General features: G+C 63.5%; 18 protein-coding genes and 1 tRNA gene. 10 read left to right on the top strand and 9 right to left on the bottom strand.

Annotated elements, in window-relative coordinates:
• Window positions 1–102: 102 nt before the first annotated feature.
• From DDQ68_RS21990 to DDQ68_RS22020, 7 genes are all read right to left on the bottom strand, one after another.
• Window positions 103–798, bottom strand: coding sequence for an IS630 family transposase (locus DDQ68_RS21990; RefSeq protein WP_245897462.1), 696 nt, complete (start codon window positions 796–798; stop codon window positions 103–105).
• Entirely contained in the window at window positions 795–1,265 is a 471-nt protein-coding gene (locus tag DDQ68_RS21995) for a helix-turn-helix domain-containing protein (protein WP_109658218.1), read from the bottom strand. Before DDQ68_RS21995 ends, DDQ68_RS21990 begins: the two co-directional genes overlap by 4 nt.
• Before the next feature lie 109 nt (window positions 1,266–1,374).
• Entirely contained in the window at window positions 1,375–2,226 is an 852-nt protein-coding gene (locus tag DDQ68_RS22000) for an IS3 family transposase (RefSeq protein WP_109658219.1), read from the bottom strand.
• On the bottom strand, window positions 2,223–2,510 hold the full coding sequence (locus tag DDQ68_RS22005; protein WP_109658220.1) for a transposase: 288 nt from the start codon (window positions 2,508–2,510) through the stop codon (window positions 2,223–2,225). Before DDQ68_RS22005 ends, DDQ68_RS22000 begins: the two co-directional genes overlap by 4 nt.
• Complete coding sequence (locus DDQ68_RS22010; RefSeq protein ID WP_162550343.1) at window positions 2,473–3,450, bottom strand: hypothetical protein; 978 nt, start codon at window positions 3,448–3,450, stop codon at window positions 2,473–2,475. The genes DDQ68_RS22005 and DDQ68_RS22010 overlap by 38 nt, the downstream gene beginning before the upstream one ends.
• A 160-nt stretch (window positions 3,451–3,610) precedes the next feature.
• A tRNA-Leu gene (locus tag DDQ68_RS22015) sits at window positions 3,611–3,692 on the bottom strand.
• Between the two features lie 37 nt (window positions 3,693–3,729).
• Window positions 3,730–4,293 (bottom strand): iron-sulfur cluster co-chaperone HscB C-terminal domain-containing protein, encoded by a 564-nt coding sequence (locus DDQ68_RS22020; protein WP_109658222.1) that lies wholly within the window; start codon window positions 4,291–4,293, stop codon window positions 3,730–3,732.
• Between the two features lie 218 nt (window positions 4,294–4,511).
• Here DDQ68_RS22020 and DDQ68_RS24350 point away from each other — a divergent pair, with 218 nt between their 5' ends.
• The 3 genes from DDQ68_RS24350 to DDQ68_RS22030 all read left to right on the top strand — a co-directional run bounded on the left by DDQ68_RS24350 (window position 4,512) and on the right by DDQ68_RS22030 (window position 6,259).
• Window positions 4,512–4,646 carry a hypothetical protein gene (locus DDQ68_RS24350; RefSeq protein ID WP_281271056.1) on the top strand — a complete coding sequence of 45 codons (135 nt, stop codon included), beginning with the start codon at window positions 4,512–4,514 and terminating at the stop codon, window positions 4,644–4,646.
• 18 nt (window positions 4,647–4,664) lie between these two features.
• Window positions 4,665–4,982 (top strand): TolC family protein, encoded by a 318-nt coding sequence (locus DDQ68_RS22025; RefSeq protein WP_162550344.1) that lies wholly within the window; start codon window positions 4,665–4,667, stop codon window positions 4,980–4,982.
• 119 nt (window positions 4,983–5,101) lie between these two features.
• Window positions 5,102–6,259, top strand: a complete 1,158-nt coding sequence (locus DDQ68_RS22030; protein ID WP_109658224.1) for an alpha/beta hydrolase — start codon at window positions 5,102–5,104, stop codon at window positions 6,257–6,259.
• Window positions 6,260–6,414: 155 nt separating this feature from the next.
• Here the strand turns inward: DDQ68_RS22030 and DDQ68_RS22035 are convergent, their stop codons facing one another.
• Complete coding sequence (locus DDQ68_RS22035; protein WP_109658570.1) at window positions 6,415–7,185, bottom strand: SAM hydrolase/SAM-dependent halogenase family protein; 771 nt, start codon at window positions 7,183–7,185, stop codon at window positions 6,415–6,417.
• A 136-nt stretch (window positions 7,186–7,321) separates the two neighbouring features.
• Between DDQ68_RS22035 and DDQ68_RS22040 the strand changes: the two genes are divergently transcribed.
• Both DDQ68_RS22040 and DDQ68_RS22045 read left to right on the top strand, forming a co-directional pair.
• Complete coding sequence (locus DDQ68_RS22040) at window positions 7,322–8,413, top strand: PhoH family protein (protein ID WP_109658225.1); 1,092 nt, start codon at window positions 7,322–7,324, stop codon at window positions 8,411–8,413.
• A gap of 96 nt (window positions 8,414–8,509) precedes the next feature.
• The gene (locus tag DDQ68_RS22045) at window positions 8,510–8,944 is read left to right on the top strand and encodes a GNAT family N-acetyltransferase (RefSeq protein ID WP_109658226.1); all 435 of its coding nucleotides are present in this window, start codon (window positions 8,510–8,512) and stop codon (window positions 8,942–8,944) included.
• 242 nt (window positions 8,945–9,186) lie between these two features.
• On the opposite strand, the gene DDQ68_RS22050 is transcribed toward DDQ68_RS22045, so the two are convergent.
• On the bottom strand, window positions 9,187–10,122 hold the full coding sequence (locus tag DDQ68_RS22050; RefSeq protein WP_109658227.1) for a phytanoyl-CoA dioxygenase family protein: 936 nt from the start codon (window positions 10,120–10,122) through the stop codon (window positions 9,187–9,189).
• A 103-nt stretch (window positions 10,123–10,225) separates the two neighbouring features.
• On the opposite strand from DDQ68_RS22050, the gene DDQ68_RS22055 reads away from it, so the two are divergent.
• The 5 genes from DDQ68_RS22055 (at window position 10,226) to crtID (ending at window position 16,544) form a co-directional block, all read left to right on the top strand.
• Complete coding sequence (locus tag DDQ68_RS22055; RefSeq protein ID WP_162550345.1) at window positions 10,226–12,562, top strand: ComEC/Rec2 family competence protein; 2,337 nt, start codon at window positions 10,226–10,228, stop codon at window positions 12,560–12,562.
• Between the two features lie 204 nt (window positions 12,563–12,766).
• Entirely contained in the window at window positions 12,767–13,573 is an 807-nt protein-coding gene (locus DDQ68_RS22060; protein WP_109658229.1) for an enoyl-CoA hydratase/isomerase family protein, read from the top strand.
• A 53-nt stretch (window positions 13,574–13,626) separates the two neighbouring features.
• The gene (locus DDQ68_RS22065; protein ID WP_109658230.1) at window positions 13,627–14,112 is read left to right on the top strand and encodes a sterol desaturase family protein; all 486 of its coding nucleotides are present in this window, start codon (window positions 13,627–13,629) and stop codon (window positions 14,110–14,112) included.
• Window positions 14,113–14,370: 258 nt separating this feature from the next.
• The gene (locus DDQ68_RS22070; RefSeq protein ID WP_109658231.1) at window positions 14,371–14,922 is read left to right on the top strand and encodes an RNA polymerase sigma factor; all 552 of its coding nucleotides are present in this window, start codon (window positions 14,371–14,373) and stop codon (window positions 14,920–14,922) included.
• Between the two features lie 131 nt (window positions 14,923–15,053).
• A complete protein-coding gene (crtID, locus tag DDQ68_RS22075) occupies window positions 15,054–16,544 on the top strand; it encodes a bifunctional phytoene desaturase/3,4-desaturase (protein ID WP_109658232.1) in 1,491 nt (496 codons plus the stop codon).
• Window positions 16,545–16,575: the final 31 nt, after the last annotated feature.

Below are 16,575 nucleotides of genomic sequence, written 5' to 3' on the forward strand. Positions count from 1 at the left end.
TTGGGGTGCCGGGCGCAGAAGAAACGAGTTTGGATTACCGCTTAGCCAGCGGCCCCGCCGTTGAACAACCGGACCAGTGATAAGTCTGAGGTGGTCTAGTGCTCAGTCAGGCAAATTAGCTGCCCTAATTTTCTGATAGTGCCGGTCGAGTTTGACGCGCGCTTTTTCCAGGGTGAACTGCCATTTTACGGTGGCCCGCGCCGCATTGCGCTCGGCCACGCACGCGGCGACGTGGGCGGTGAGTTCGTCTTGCGTGGGGATACGCTGGTGCAGGCACTGGCGGGCGATGGCCGAGCGTTCGAGTTCGACCATGTTGAGCCAGGAAGCGTTTTTAGGCGTGTAATGCACCTCAAAGCGCGCGGCCAGCGCCCGGGCTTCGGCGGCTGGCAGGTGCTGGTAGAAGACGGCATCGGTATGGGTGTTGAGGTTGTCCTGCACCAACACGATTTTCTCGGCCTGCGGGTAGGTGGCGGCCAGGGCCTGCCTAAAGCGGCAGTAGTCAGCCCCGGTGCGGCGGGCCGAGACCTCGACCAGGCGCTGGCCGAGGCCCGGCTCGAAGGCCACCAGCAGGCAGGCCGTACCCTGGCGCACGTAGGTGCTGCTTTCCCGGCGGGGCCGCCCGGCTTTGGCCGGTTGCTCGCCCACGGCGGGTTGGGCCGGGACCGGCGGCAGGGGGACGGGCTGGCCGTGCAGCACGCACGGGCGCGCATCGAAGCAGACGACCGGAAAGAGCGGGTGGTAAGGCCGCTCGTACACGGCCAGTACGTCTTCCATCCGCGCAACAAACGCGGCGTTCACTGCCCCCAGGCACCAGTGCTGCTGGCGGTGAGGCGGCAACTCGTTTTTTTGAGCACCTGCGCCACTGTTTCGTGGGAAATGGTTTCTACCAGCGCCAGCTCCACGGCCTTGTCAGCCAGCAGACGCAGCGTCCAGCGGCTGTGGCCTACCGGGGCTGGCGTGCAGGCCAAGGCGGTGAGGGCGGCCCGCTGGGGCCCGTCGAAGCGCGGGGGCGTGCCACTACGCGGGGCCTCGGTCAGCGCGCACTGCCAGCCGCCTGCTTCGTAGCGGCGGCGCAGTTCGCTTACGGTCTGCCGGTTCAGGCCGACGGCCTTACCGGCCGCCTGTTGGCCGATGCCCGTAGCCAAGGCCAGCAGAGCTTGGGCGCGGCGCACGGCCCGCACCGGGCGGCAGCCTGTGCGGGTGAAGTTTTCCAGGGCGGCCTGGTCGGCGGCCGGTAGGGTAAAAGGGGTGATTGGTCGGGCCATACCAGGCTAACCTAAATTGCCTGCATTCTGTTAGTCAATTTGCCTGACTAAGCACTAGTTAAGCAGGAGAGAATTGGGTGATGTTGGCAAGTAGTTGCTGGTGAAAGTGCTAAGGCTTCGAATAGCCGATACTGGCGTGGCGGCGTTTGTGATTATAGTAGTCAACATAATCGGCCACGCTGGCTTGCGCGTCCGCTAAATCCGTGAAAACAGGCCAGTCGCGGAGTTCGAGCAGTTCGGTTTTGAGGCGCGACCACAAGCTTTCGGCCTGCGCATTATCGTCGCAGTCGCCGACTCGGCTATGTGAGAGCTGGGCCTTCGCCTCGCGTAGCAGCGTCTCATAGCTGTTGCCCACGTACTGGCCGCCCCGGTCGGAGTGCACAACCAGCCCAGGCGCAGGCCGCTGGGCGAGCAAGGCTCGCTGCAAAGCCTTGGTAACCAGGTCCTCGGGCATATCAGCCCGTACTTGCCAGCCCACTACCTGCTTGGTGCACACGTCCTGGAAGGCGCAGCAGTAAACCCAGTTCCCATTGGCCAGGGGCAGGTAGGTAATGTCGCTGACCCACACCCGATTAGCTTGGGTCGGTTTTGGCTGGTCCAGCAGCCGATTCGGGGCGCAGCGCTTGCCGTGGGTCGAATCGGTGATGCGCGGCACAAACGCTTTGGTTTGCAACGCTTTGCGCGCTTGGCGACGCAACACTGTGCGGATGGCTTGCCGCCCTACCGGGTGCCCCAACCCGCGCAACTCGACGCGTAAGCGGCGGGTGCCGTAGCGGCGTTGATGGGTATCAAACACGTCGACTAACGCCGTTTCCCAGGCCGGCTCCGCGGGGGCTGTAGCTCGCGCCGCCGCGCCTTTACGCCAGGCATAGTAGCGGCTGGGTACCACACCGAGGGCCTGGCAAAGCACCTGCACGGGATAGTGAAGACGTTGCTGATCAATGAACTGTAATTGGATCACAGCGTCGGGGTGGTCGAGAAGATAACGATGGCTTTTTTTAAAATCTCCAGTTCTTGGGCCAGGCGTTTGTTGGCCTGACGTAGGGCGCGCACCTCGGCGGCCTCGGCTGGGTCAGCCGGCAAGGGCTGTTGAGTCGCTTTCTGCCAGGCATAGAGTCGTTTGGGGTCAATGTTCAAGGCGCGTGCGGCGGCCAGCGTAGAGTGGCTTTCGTTGGCTAAGCGCAAGGCTTCGGCGCGGAAGGCCGCCTCATAACGCGGCCGTTTCGTGGGAGGAGCTTTTTCCATGAGGTTGGGAATTTAGCACCCAATTCTCTCCTGATTCACCCGACCACCTCAGGGCCCCGGCCGGCGGCGTGAGGTAGATGCTCACCCCCGTGCGCGTCTTGGTCTGCGTTAGCCGCAGGATGCGCCCGCCGTCCCATTCCTTCACGTTGCCCGCGTGCAGGGCCGAAAGGTCCGAGTAGCGCAGCCCCGTGTAGCAGCAAAACAAGAACGCGTCCCGCACGGGCCCCAGGTTGTCGGGCAGCTTCACCGTTTCTAGCCGCCCCAGTTCGGCGGCCGTCAGCCACACCTTTTCCACGTCTTCCCACTCCACCCGCAGCTTGCCCGGGTCCACGGCCAGCGCTTGCCCCCGCTCGTCGCGGGCCCACGCCAAAAACGGCTTGAGCTGCTTGACCACGCCCGCCACCGTGTTCTGGGCCGACCCGCGCACGTCCCGCAAATGCCCCAGCAGCCCGTCGTGCACCTCCGCGTCGTAGTCCGCCGTCGTCAGCCGCCCCGGCCGCGTCGCGGCAAATTCCAGCAGCGTGTTGTGCGCCGTCTTGTAGCCTTTCAGGGTGTGAAACCGGAACCCCCGGGCCCGCAGCACCTCGATGTACGCCCCGAACAAGTCCGTGAGCAGCGGCGCGGGCGGTAAGTCCGCCGCCGCCACTTTCGGGGCCAACGCCTCTTTCAATAGGGCTGGGGTGACTACTACGCTCGTTGTGCGCAGGTCCCGGTACGCCTTGGCCACCCGTTCCCCTAACGCATCGAGCACGTCATTCGCGTCCTGGTACCCAGCGAATGATTTCCGGAACCGTCCTTTTTCGGCAAACCATCCGGCCGTCTCACACCGCTCCCCCGTGCTCAGCCGCAGGCGCTGCCCGTCGAAAGTTGCCACCAAATACACTTTGCAGCGCCCAGCAGCATCCGGCTGGTCAGTACGGCGTTCAAACTTGATTATCATGACCAGGAGAAAGTAGTGGCAAAAGCAGTGGCACGTACAGTGGCAGTTTTCCCGTAGTAAGTCGGTATATACGGGGTAGTGCATCAAATGCAAAAACCCCCGAAAAGTGCTTCTACTACGTAGTAAGCGACGATTCGGGGGTTCCCGTAGCAGTATGTCGTACCCGGAGCCGGAGTCGAACCGGCACATCTTGCGATATTGGTGTTTGAGACCAACGCGTCTACCGGTTCCGCCATCCGGGCAGGATGAGTTTTGCAGAACAATTCCGCTCTGCCGGCATCAGGAGCGGGCCGTAAAGGTAGCCACTTGCCGCTGGATGCGCAACAGGTAGCGCTTCTTTAAGTAGTACGTGAGGACCTGGCGCAGGGCAGCGGGGCGGTGGTCGGTAGGAAGCTGCTCGTAGCCAGCGAGAACGGGCTCGATGCCGGCGTCGAGGGTGTCGGCCAGGGCCTGGGCTTCGGCGGCTATGGGGCCCACGGCGGTGGGGTCAGGGTCCATTTCCAGCTCCATCAGCTGCTCGTTGAGGTCCATCACGTCCATCAAAAAATTGGGCGGGAGCTGCTCCGACTGGCCTTCCACCAGCAAGCCATGGTGGCGCAGCAGGTAAGCCATACGTTGATCGGCGTCGGCCAGGGTGCGGTAGGCATCGGTATTGAGGGTGGCCTGGCGCAGCATTTCAGCCTGGTTGTCGGGGCTGGAAGTGGCGTGGAAGTCGGGGTGGGTTTCGCGGCTTTTGGCGTAGTAGAGGCGCTTGAGGGTGAACTCATCGGGCCGGAACGACTCGGGCAGGCCGTAGAAGGCGAAGTAATCGGCAGGGGCAGGGGCGGAGATGGCGTCGGGCATGGGGCGAAGGTAGGCCGGCGCGGGGCCGGGCGGTGGGCCCTGCTTACCGACAAAGCCGCTTGATGGTTTTGCCCGGTTCGGCGGCCCAACGGTGGGCCCCGGCGAGAACGGCCCCGCGGAGTTGGCCAGCGGCCAGGTTTTCCGTTAATGGCGGGATACGTTCTTTCTATGGTGCTCAATGCCCTGCTGCTCGTTCGTTGGGCGCTTCGCGCCGCTGTATGGGGGCCCTGCTGGGCCTGGTCATGGCTTGCGGCGGCAAAAAATACACCGCCGACGGTGGGGCCGCGGGCCGCCGGGGCCCCGGCGGCAAAGACGGTGGCCCGCCCAAAGTTCTGCCCTACGTCGTGGTGTAGGTGCAGCCGCGCATTACGTTGCTCCACAACGATTTCCCGGCTATCATCCAAGGCCAGCAAACCCTGCTCGGGGCCGGCCGGGAAGTGTCGAACGGGCTGTACGCCTACCAAACCGTCGGCCAGAAGGTCGCCATCCGCACCAACCAGCTGGTGGCCCTGCAACGCGCCGTCGACTTCACCCGGGAGCTGCTCAAGTACAGCTCGGCCACCTACACCGACATGCTGACCTCGCAGCAGAGCCTGCGCGCTGCCCAGTTCAGCAGCGTGAACGACTGCCTCCGGCAGCTCCAGGCCACCACCGACCCCCACCACGCCCTGGGCGGCGGCTGGCGCTAGGGCTCCCCGGGCCCCGGGTCGGAAGCCACGGCATTCTGGTAAAGAGGGTAGGGACGTAACTAGCTCCCTACTGCGCCGTAAGGAAGGGGAGTTGTTTTAAATGTTCACCTTCTCCTCGCATGAAACGTATTTTCTCATACCCGGCCGCGCTGGCCGCCGCCGGCCTGCTGCTGGGCGGCTGCAACAGCAAGCCCACCGAAACCAACACCGATAAAACCGCCGTGGTGGTGCCAAGCGAAACCAACGCGGCCTCCGATAGCACCGCCACCGTGGCCACGGCCGCCGGCACCGGCGCCGTGAAGCCCACCGGTCCCAAGCCCGCCTGGGGGCCCAACCTCACCCCCGCGATGGCAGCCGTGATTGAGCAGCTGATGAGCTTCAGCCCGAAGCCGCTGCCCACGCTCACCGCCGTCCAGGCCCGCCAGCAGCCCAGCTTCGCCGATGCCCTTAAAAAGCAGATGCAGGTGAGCAACATCCCCACACCACCCATGAACTGCGATACGATGAGTGTAACGGTGGCCCCCGGCGTACGGGCCCGCGTGTACACGCCCAAGAGTGGCACGGCCCCGTTTCCCGTCATCGTGTATTACCACGGCGGCGGCTGGGTAATCGCTACTAATGACACCTACGCCGCTTCGGCCCAGGCCATGTGCGAGCAGGTGGGAGCCGTGCTGGTGTCGGTGGAATACCGCAAGGGCCCGGAGCATAAGTTCCCCACTGCTCACGACGATGCTTTCGCGGCCTACCAATACGTGCTGAAGAACGCTGCTTCGATGAAGGGTGACCCCAACCGGGTGGCCGTGATGGGCGAAAGCGCCGGTGGCGGCCTGGCCTGCGCCGTGAGCATGATGGCTCGCGACCGCAAGGTGGCCCTGCCCAAGTACCAGGTGCTGGTATACCCCATCGCCGGGTACGATATGACCACGCCCTCGTACCAAAAATACACCGATACCGCGCCCCTGAACGCCCCGGCGATGGCCTGGTTTTTCAAAAACTACCTGCGCAGCCCCGCCGACGGTAAAGACCCCCGCGTGAACTTGGTGGCCGCCAACCTGAAAGGGCTGGAACCCACCACCGTCATCTCGGCCGAGTATGACCCGCTGATGAGCGAAGGAAAAACCCTGGCCGATAACCTCCAGAAGGCCGGCGTGAAAGTCGATTACAAACTGTACGACGGCACGACGCACGAATTCTTCGGCATGGCCGCTGTGGTGCCCCAGGCCAAAGAAGCCGAGCAGCTCGCCGCCGCTAACCTGAAAAAGGCGTTCGGCAAGTAGTTCTAGCTGCTCTACTGCTCACATAAGAACGTCATGCTGAGCGCAGCCGAAGCATCTCTTCCGCGCCAGTAATCATTTACTGCTGCGGTAGAGATGCTTCGGCAGGCTCAGCACGACGTTCTTTTTTCGTAGCGCCCGCCCACCCGCCCGGGGCCCTATTCCGCCGCGAAGCGCACGTCCACCTGCGAGTCGAAGTACTGGCCGAACAGTTCGGCGGCATTGCCCTCGCAGATGCCCAGGCACAGGTAGTCCTGGCTGTTGAATACGACGACGGCCTCGCCGGCGGGCGCGGCCGAAAAGTGCGGCTGCACCCCCTTCAGCACCTCGCGCCCGAAGTGCACGCTGAACGGCCGGCCGTGGCCCACAGCTTCCACGGCGGCGCGCGAGATGTTGGTAATCAGGTTGCCGTAGTGGTCCACGTGCGCCACGTGGCCCGTGATGCGGTGGTCCAGCAAGCGCAGCTGGCGGTTGGTGCGCACGTACAAGTCGGCAGCCGGGGGGCCCAGGCTGGCCAGCGGCGCGCCCTGGGCCAGGGCCACGGCGGCGGGCAGCAGCACGTCGCGGGTGGGCGAAGCGGTGGCGGCGGCCGGCAGTGCCACCCAGGCCTCGGGGGGGCCGTCGCAGAGTAGGGCCAGGATGCCGTTGTCGGCCACCGCGAAGTAGTGGCCCTGGTACTGGGCCGCGTGCCATACCGACTCGGGCCCCGCGCCGTGGTCGTTCACGCCCACCACGTGCACGGTGCCCGTGGGAAAATCCCGAAACACGGCCTGGAGAACGTGCACGGCGTGCGCGGTGTTGAACGGCTCGACGCTGTGGCTGATATCAACCACCGGCACGCCGGGGGCTAGGCGCAGCAGCCGGGCCCTGAGCGCAGCCACGTAGTGGTCGCGGTAGCCAAAATCCGTCAGCAGCGTTATCAATCCCATGCCCGCGTTCCGTAGTTTTTCGTAGTATTGTTGAGCCGCCCGCACCGGGGCAAAAGTAGCCGGTTTGGGTGGATGCCCGGGCCTTTGTAGGTGGTTCGGGATTCCTATTTTTCATCACTTCCTCATCTCCAAAAGATTGGTCGAAAAAGTCATCACCCTTGAAAACGTCTCCCTGGTGGATTTCCTCGGGGCCGATAACCAAAACATCCGCCAGCTGGCGGCCGCGTTTCCGGGCTCCAAAATCATCAGCCGCGGCAACGAAATCAAAATCCAGGGCCAGACAGTCGTCATTGCTCGCATTAATGATATCCTCAGCTCGCTCATCGAGCACTACCACCAGTACGGCATCGTCACGGACCGCGACGTGAACCAGTACCTCTCCGCTACCTCGGAAGAAGCCGAGGGCCGCGTGCTGGCCGCCTCGCCCGACGTTATTCTGTTTGGGGCCAAGGGCGGCGTCATCAAGGCCAAAACTCCCAACCAGCAGAAACTGGTGGATACCGTGATGAAGCACGACCTGACCTTCGCGCTGGGCCCCGCCGGCACCGGCAAAACCTACATTTCGGTGGCGCTGGCCGTGCGGGCGCTGAAGAACAAAGAGGTCAAAAAGATCATCATCTCGCGCCCCGTGGTGGAGGCCGGCGAAAGCCTGGGTTTCCTGCCTGGCGACATGAAGGAGAAGGTGGACCCCTACCTGCGCCCGATTTACGACGCCCTGGAGGACATGATTCCGGCCGAAAAGCTGAAGTTTTACCAGGAAAACAAGATCATCGAAATCGCGCCCCTGGCCTACATGCGCGGTCGCACGCTCAACAACGCCTTCGTGCTGCTCGACGAAGCCCAGAACACCACGCCGAGCCAGATTAAGATGTTCCTGACCCGGATGGGCCCCACGGCCAAGGTGATGGTGAACGGCGACCGCAGCCAGATTGACCTGCCTACGCGCCAGAAATCGGGCCTGATGCAGGCCATGGATATCCTGAAAAACGTGCAGGGCATCGGCTATGTCGAAATGACCTCCGAAGATGTGGTGCGCCACCGCCTGGTGAAGGAAATTGTGGAAGCTTACGACAAGTTCGACACCGACGAAATGAGCCGCCAGGCCGCCCAGGCCGGGGCCCCGCCCCGCCGCGACGAGCGCCACGAGCGCCGCCTGCGCGAGCAGCAGGAACCCGGGAGCCCCACCCCCGGAGCCGAGCTGCCCGTGAACCACGAGCAGGCCCTGTAGCCGGCCGGTTGGCATTTTTTTTGGAATATTAGCGGGGCCCGGGCTGAAAAGCCGGGGCCCCGTTTTCCGTTCACCGGTTTTTAAACATCCCGTTCTATGTCAGCTTCCGCTTACCGCGTCACCGATTTGCGCGACCTCGACGCCGCCTTCACCATCCGTAAAACCGTGTTTGTAGCAGGCCAGGGCGTACCCGCCGCCCTCGAAAACGACGAGCACGACCGCCGCGACGCCCGCCACTACCTGGCCCGGGCCCCTGACGGCACGCCCGCCGGGGCTGCCCGCTGGCGCGAAACCGAAAACGGCGTGAAGCTGGAGCGCTTCGCCGTGCTGGAAAACTACCGCAACCAGGCCATCGGGGCCACGCTGCTGTACGCCGTGCTGGCCGATGTGCGCGCGGAACTGCCCGACAAGGAAGTGTACCTGAACGCTCAACTCCGCGCCGTACCGTTCTACGAGCGCCACGGTTTCCAAACGGAAGGGGAGATGTTTGAGGAGGCCAATATCCAGCACTACCGGATGGTGCTGGGGTAGGGGGCCCCACCAGACAAGCCGAAAGAGGCCATTTCCGCACGCGGAAATGGCCTCTTTTTACGGGTGGCAGGCCAAGCTGTTTTGGCAACGGTTTTACGCCCGGGCCTTTTGTGTTCGCTCTCGCGGCATAATTTTTTTTCAGGGTTGCGAAAAGCTTTTTTAGCTTTAGCAAGGATCTGCTCAACGTTGAAAAAGAAACGTAACCGGCTTCAAAAGCTCTGGATGGCCCTGGGGCCCTCACGTTACAGCAGTGCCGGCCGCTGGGTGATTTCGTGGTAGCACACGTGGGCCGGGCTGAAGTAGTGAAACACCATGCTCCGGCGCGTCAGCGCCTTGTTGCGGTGCGGCTCGCCGCCGTGCAGCAAGTTGGCGTGCCAGATGAAAACGTCGCCCTTCCGGGCCAGGAATACTTCTTTCCGCAGGCCCAGCGCCACCACGCGGCCCTCGATAAACTGCTCATAGGCGGCGTAGCTTTTGTCGCCGATGAGCCAGGCCGTGCCTTCGTTCTGGTAGTCGGCGTTAAGGTAGTAGGGCAGCGTGTGGCTGCCGGGGAAGTAGTGCAGGGGCCCGTTTTCCGTCGTGATGTCTTCGAGCGCGACCCAGGCCGCGGCCAGGCCGCCGAGCGGATACGTGCTCATGTGGATGCTGTCGGAATGGGTGTGCTGCTCGCTGCCATTGATGAAGTTAATACTTTGAAACAATGCCGCCTCGTGGCCCAGTAGGGCCGAAATGAGGTCGCGCAACCCCGAGGCTTCGCCCGCGTGCCGGATGCGGGCCGACTTGCGGTACACGAACATAAACTTGTTGCCGTAGCGCCGCGCCACCTGCTTGCGGGCGATGAGCCGCGCCAGCTCGTCGTTGATGCCATCCACGGCGCCGGCGCTAAAAAAGCCGGGCAGCACCGCAAAGCCGTTCGCCTCAAACCCGAGCAGGCTGGCTTGCCCGGCCCCGCCCAGGGCCCCGAAAGCGGGGCTGGCCGCCAGCCGCTGGGCCAGGGCGGGGCCGGCGCTGGCATCGGGCGCGGGCAAGTGGGCAAAGTCGCGGCTGCTGATGGGCGAAAAGTAGCGCTTGCTCAGCCCCAGCTTTTTATAAACCGGCACGTTGTGCAGCAGCCGGCTACGCTGGAAAATGTTGTAAACGGCGTAGCTGAGCTTGAGGCGGCGAATTAAGGAAAGCATCGGGAGGGCAGAAAGTAGGCCGCCAAGATAATGGCGGCCAGCGGTTGGGGCGAAACGCGCCGCTAGCCTGGCAGCGCGGGCGCGCAATGCTGGACCGGCGGTTGTGCCGGCCAGCGGCTACATTGCCGGGCCCTATTCTTTTGCCGGGGCCCGCACGAACACGAAGATGATTACCTGGGCCAAGTTTCCTTTCCTGCGCTACACCCCCGCGCTGATTTTGGGCATCGTGGCCTACATGGTACTGGGCGCAGGCTGGCCCACGTTATGGCCCGGGGCCCTGGGACTGGCCGCGGCCAGCGCGGCGTTGCTGGCCGGGGCCGTGCGCCGGCCCCACCCCGCCGCTACCGATGCTGCCGGGCTGCTCGCGCTGCTGGCTGTGGCGGTGCTGGGGGCCGCCCTGGCTCAGCGCGCTACCGAGAGCCGCCGCCCCGACCACCTCGCCCAGCTGGGGCCCCGGGTGGAGGCTTACCAGGCCGTGGTGGACGACTACACCGTGGTGCGGCTTGCCACCTACGCCACCACGCTGCGGGTACGCGCCGTGCGCGTGGCCGGCCGCTGGCGCACCGCCACCGGTGGCATCCGCGTGTCGGTGCCGCGCGCGGGGGCCGGGGCCCCGCCGCGCTACGGCGCGGTGTGGCTCGTGCGCGGCCACCCCGATGCCAGCAAGGGGCCCCTGAATCCCGGCGAGTTCGACTACCGCCGCTACCTGGCCTTTCACCAGGTGTACCACCAGCAATTCATCCACCCCGATCAGTACCGGGTGGTGGGCATGGCCCCGCCCAACTATCTGGTAGCCGTCAGTATGCGGGCGGCTAAGCAGATTGAAGGCGTATTCAAGCACTACGTTAAGGAGAAGCGCGAGTACGCGCTGGCCTCGGCGCTGGTGCTGGGCATCAAGGACGACGTAGACGCTGATACTAAGCAGGCCTACGCCGCCACCGGCACCACGCACATCATGGCCGTGTCGGGGCTGCAAGTGGGGCTGCTGTTTGCGGCCCTTACCTGGGCTTTGCGGCTCAGCTTCGGGCGGGTGCGCGGGTTTCGGTACTGGTCGGCGGGGGTGGGGCTGGCCGTTATCTGGGCCTACGCGTTTCTAACCGGCCTTTCGCCCTCGGTACTGCGGGCGGCGGTGATGTTTTCCTTCGTGATTGTGGGCCGCGCCGCCGGCCGGCAGGAAGGCATCGTCAACACGCTGGCCGTAGCCGCATTTTGCCTGCTGCTGTACGACCCGTTTCTGGTGGCCGACGTGGGGTTCCAGCTTTCGTTTCTGGCCGTGCTGAGCATCGTGTACTTGCAGCCGCGCATCGCTCGTTGGTTTGATGCCAAGGCGTACTTTGCTGGCCGCCAGCGCCCTTGGCAATCCAAACCCGCGCAAGCCGCCTGGCGCGGCACTGGCTGGGCGGCCGAGGCCGTGTGGCAAGCCACCGCCCTGAGCCTGGCCGTGCAGGTGGCCACGTTCCCGCTGGGACTCTACTACTTCCACCAGTTTCCACTCAGCTTCTTGTTTTCCAACCTGGTAGCGGTACCCATTTCCAGCGGCGCAGTGTACGTGGGCCTGGCCCTGCTGCTGCTGAAGGGCGCGCTGGCGCTGCTGGGCCTGGTGCTGCCCGCCGCCGCCAACGCGGCCCTCGACCTGCTGCCGCAAGGCTTGGCCTGGGTGTTCGAGCAAATGATTTGGGCCTTCAACGAGTACATCGGCTGGATTGGCCGGGCCCTGCCGGGGGCCCTGGTGCGCGAAATCCACGTCACAGCCGGGCAAACGGTGCTTGTGTTTGGGCTGCTGGGCGCGTGGCTGGTCTGGCAGCGCACCCGCCGCCTTGTCTGGCTGGGCGCCGCGGCCAGCGTGGCGGTAGTGCTGGCCGGCAGCCGCGTGGCCGAAGCCCGCGCCGGGGCCCCGCTCGAAGAGTTCGTGGTGTACAGCATCCCGCGGCGCTCGGTGGTGGGCTTTTGGCAGGGCCCTACGGCCGAGTTCGTGGCCGCCGACTCGCTGCCGCTCTCCGAAACCGAGCGCACCTACCGCCTGCTGCCCGGCCTCATCCAGCGCGGCGCCCGGGCCCCGGCCTGCCGCGTGGGCTGGCGCGGGGCCACCGTGCCCACCCGCCGCCTCGCCGACGCCGACAGCACTAATCCCAAGTTTTACCTGCAAACCAGCCCCGTGGTGCTGGCCTCCTGGCGCGGCCTGCGGCTGGGCTTTGTGAGCGGCCGCCTGGGCCCGGCGGCCCGCCCCACGCCGCTCGACGTGCTGGTGCTGCGCCGCAACGCCCGCGTGACGCCCGGGGCCCTGGCGGCCACTTTCGGCCCGCAGGCGCAAGTGGTATTTGACTCATCGTGCAAAAGCTGGTATGTGGCCCGCCACGATTCGGCCCTGCACGCCCAGGGTTTCCGCACCTGGGACGTGGCGGCCCAGGGTGCGTTTCGGCTGCGCCCGCCGGGCCGCTGAGATCCGCCGCCGGCCGTCGGGCCCCGGCGCCAGTTGGGCAGCCGCGGAGCTATTTTGGCTGGGTATGGGGCTGGCCCGGGTGAGGCGCGCTAGCCATTCGCCGGTTTTTTGCGTTACTTACCAGCCGGGACGCCACCGTTCGGTGGCAGGCTGGGTCTTTTTTCCGGTGCCCGTTGGCCCGCTCCACGCTTCATTCGCACGCTCATGGACCACCTGCTTACGCCCCAACTCGAAGCCCTGCGCTACCTCACCTACGGCTGCGAGGACCGCATTGCCTACATTACCCTCAACCGCCCCGAAAAGCGCAACGCCCTGAACGCCGACGTAGTAGCCGAACTAAAGCGGGCTTTTGAATACGCCGAGAACGACGAGGACTGCAAAATAGTGGTGCTGCGCGCCGCTGGCGACGTGTTCTGCGCCGGGGCCGATTTGGCCTACATCCAGGAGCTGCAAGGCTTCGGCTACACCGATAACCTGGACGACAGCACGCACCTCATGCAGCTGTTCCACCAGGTGTACACGCTCAAAAAAGTCGTCATTGGGCAGGTGCAGGGCCACGCCATCGCCGGTGGCTGCGGCCTGGCCGCCATCTGTGACATCACCTTCGCCGTGCCCGAGGCCAAGTTTGGCTACACCGAAGTAAAAATTGGCTTTTTGCCGGCCATCGTCAGCGTATTTCTGCTGCGTAAGATAGGGGAGGCCCGTACCAAGCAGTTGCTGCTGAGCGGCGACGTAGTATCGGCCCAAACGGCCCTCGACCTGGGCCTCGTCAATTTCCTGGTGCCGGCCGATGAGCTGGCCGCCACTGTGCGCACCTACGCCCAGCGCCTGTGCCGCGAAAACTCGGGCCAGAGCATGGAAGTAACCAAGGAAATGCTGGCTGCCCTGCCCGAAATGGCCCTCGAAGAAGCCCTGCGCTACGCCGCCCAGCGCAACGCCGCGCTGCGCGGCTCCGACGATTGCCGCCGCGGCATCGGTGCGTTTTTGAGCAAAGAGAAAATTAGCTGGTAGGGCCCCCGCGGCCTATTTTAAAACCAACCGCCGCCTTACCCGGTTAGCTCCACATGCCCGCTCTGCTTGCTGCCGCCGTCACCCTTGCCACCTTCGCCTTCATGGAGTTTTGGGCGTGGTTCATGCACAAGTACGTGCAGCACGGGCCTCTGTGGGTGCTGCACCGCTCCCACCACGTGCGCCACCCGCACCCAGTTGAGCGCAACGACCTGTTTTTTGTGATTTACGGGGCCCTGTCGGCAGCGCTGTTTATTACCGGGGGTAGCGGAAGCCGCTGGTGGTTTTGGGTGGGCGTGGGCATCGCGGTCTACGGTGCTGTGTACTTTTTTGTGCACGATGTGCTGATCCACGGCCGCCTGCGTTTCTGGAAAAAATCTCAAAACGCCTACCTGCGGGCCCTGAACATGGCCCACAAGATGCACCACAAAACCACCGGCCGCGACGGTTCAGCCGAGTTCGGTCTGCTGTGGGTATCGCCCAAGTACTTGCGCTTGGCCCGGGCCCAGTCGCAGCGGCGGGCCCCGGCGGCGGGCGAATAAGCTGCCAGCGCTAGATTAGTGTACATACATTACTAGCAATGGGTTAATGAGTTTTGCTACGGGTGCATAAGTAATTCTTATGGCTGAATCGTAAAAAATTAACATGGTGGGGCCCCATATTTCAGCCGTGGCCCAGTCAGTTGCCGTAACTTGCATGACCATTCAGCCGAATTGGGAATGTGGGCCCCAGGGCCAAGGTTCTCAAAGAATTTTCGGCTGAGTCGTTGGTTGTTTACTCCGTCACGAAACCAAGGCTCTATGACTTCGCTAGAATTTACTTCGCAAGTGCAGCGGATATCCCTCACCCTGCGGCCCGCAGCCCTGAACCTCACCCGCGACGCCGACGACGCGAAGGACCTCGTGCAGGAAACGTTGCTTAAAGCCCTCTTGAATAAAGACAAGTTCAAAGCGGGTACTAATTTGAAGGCGTGGTTGTACACCATCATGCGCAACACCTTCATCAATAACTATAACAAGATCACCAAGCGTAGCTCCAACATTGATTCGACGGAGTATTTCCAGTATTTCAACACCGACCAGAATTACATTACACACAACGGCGCCACGTCCGATTTTGTGGTGCGCGACATTAACGAGGCCATTGCCAGCCTCGGCACCGATTACCGCACGCCGTTCATGATGTACTACATTGGCTACAAGTACCTGGAGATTGCCGAGAAGCTGCAAATCCCCATCGGCACCGTAAAAAACCGCATTCACATTGCCCGCAAGGAGTTGAAAACCGCCCTGCAAGTGTACGCTCCGGTTGGTGCCAGTGCCGCTGATTTGAGCGATGCCGTTGAGGACTAGGTACAAAAAAGCCTTCATTTAAAACTATCCGCCGGCCCCGGCGTTGCATCAGCAGCGCTGGGGCCGGCGCATTTATTGGCGGCCCTTCCCACCACGCCTTGCTAGCTTGCTGGTCTAATTCTTCCTTTGCCTTGCCCACTCCCACCGCTTCCCACCACGCCGTTGTCATCGGGGCCGGCTTTGCCGGCTTAGCCGCCGCCAGCACCTTAGCCCAAGCCGGCTGGCGCGTCACGCTGCTCGAAAAAAACGAGGGCCCCGGGGGTCGTGCCCGCGTGTTCCACGCCCAGGGTTTCACCTTCGATATGGGCCCCAGTTGGTACTGGATGCCCGACGTATTCGAGAAATATTTCGCCCGCTTCGGCAAAAAAGTGGCCGATTACTACGAGCTAATACGCCTCGACCCGTCGTACCAGGTTATTTTCAAAGGTCCCGAAGCGGTGGATATTCCCGCGAAAATGAGCGAGCTGCGGGCTTTGTTCGAGCGCTACGAGCCGGGCAGCGCGGCCCGGCTCGACGAGTTTCTGAAGCAGGCCGCCTACAAGTACGAGGTAGGCATCAACCGGCTGGTGTACGCGCCCAGCCGCTCGGTGCTGGAGTATGCCGACCCACGTCTGCTCGTGGACATGCTACGCATGGACGTGCTCCAGAGCATGCATAAGCACGTGCGCCGCTTCTTTAAAGACCCGCGGCTGCTGGAGCTGGTCGAGTTCCCGATCCTGTTCCTGGGGGCCGTGTCGGAAAATACGCCGGCGCTGTATTCGCTGATGAACTACGCCGACCTGGCCCTGGGTACCTGGTACCCGCTGGGCGGCATGCACAAAATTGTGGAGGGTATGGTGCGCCTGGCCGAGGAGCTGGGCGTAGAAATCCTTTACAACCAGGAAGTAACGGAGATTGTGGTGGAGCACGGCCGCAGTACTGGCGTGCGCACCGCCCAGGGCTTTTTCGCGGCCGATGCCGTGGTGGCGGGGGCCGACTACCACCACATCGAGCAGGAGGTGCTGGCCCCCGAGTACCGCCACTACGACGAAAAATACTGGGACGGCCGCACCATGGCCCCGTCGTCGCTGCTGTTCTACCTGGGCGTGAACCGCAAGCTCGACAAGCTGCGTCACCACAACCTGTTTTTTGACGAAGACCTGACCCAGCACGCCCGCGAAATTTACGTCCAGCCGCAGTGGCCCACCCGGCCGCTGTTCTACGCCTCGGCGCCCAGCAAAACCGACCCCACGGTAGCCCCCGAAGGCCAGGAAAACCTGTTCCTGCTCATTCCTGTGGCCCCCGGCCTCGACGATACCGAGGCCACTCGCGAGCGGTACTACGACCAGCTGATGGACCGCCTGGAGCGCCACTGCGGCCACCCCATCCGCGACGCGGTGGTGTACAAGCGCGGCTACGCCCACCGCGACTTCCAGGCCGATTACCACAGCTACAAGGGCAACGCCTACGGCCTGGCAAACACGTTGAAGCAAACCGCCATCCTCAAGCCTACGCTTAAAAGTAAGAAGGTGAGCAACTTGTATTTTACGGGTCAGCTTACTGTGCCGGGCCCCGGGGTACCGCCTTCGCTCATTTCGGGCCAGGTAGTGGCGGGAGAAGTGTTGAAAGAAATTAAAAATTGACAATTAAAATTAAAAACGGAGCGGGTTGCGG

Source organism: Hymenobacter nivis (genome assembly GCF_003149515.1).
Taxonomy (GTDB): domain Bacteria; phylum Bacteroidota; class Bacteroidia; order Cytophagales; family Hymenobacteraceae; genus Hymenobacter; species Hymenobacter nivis.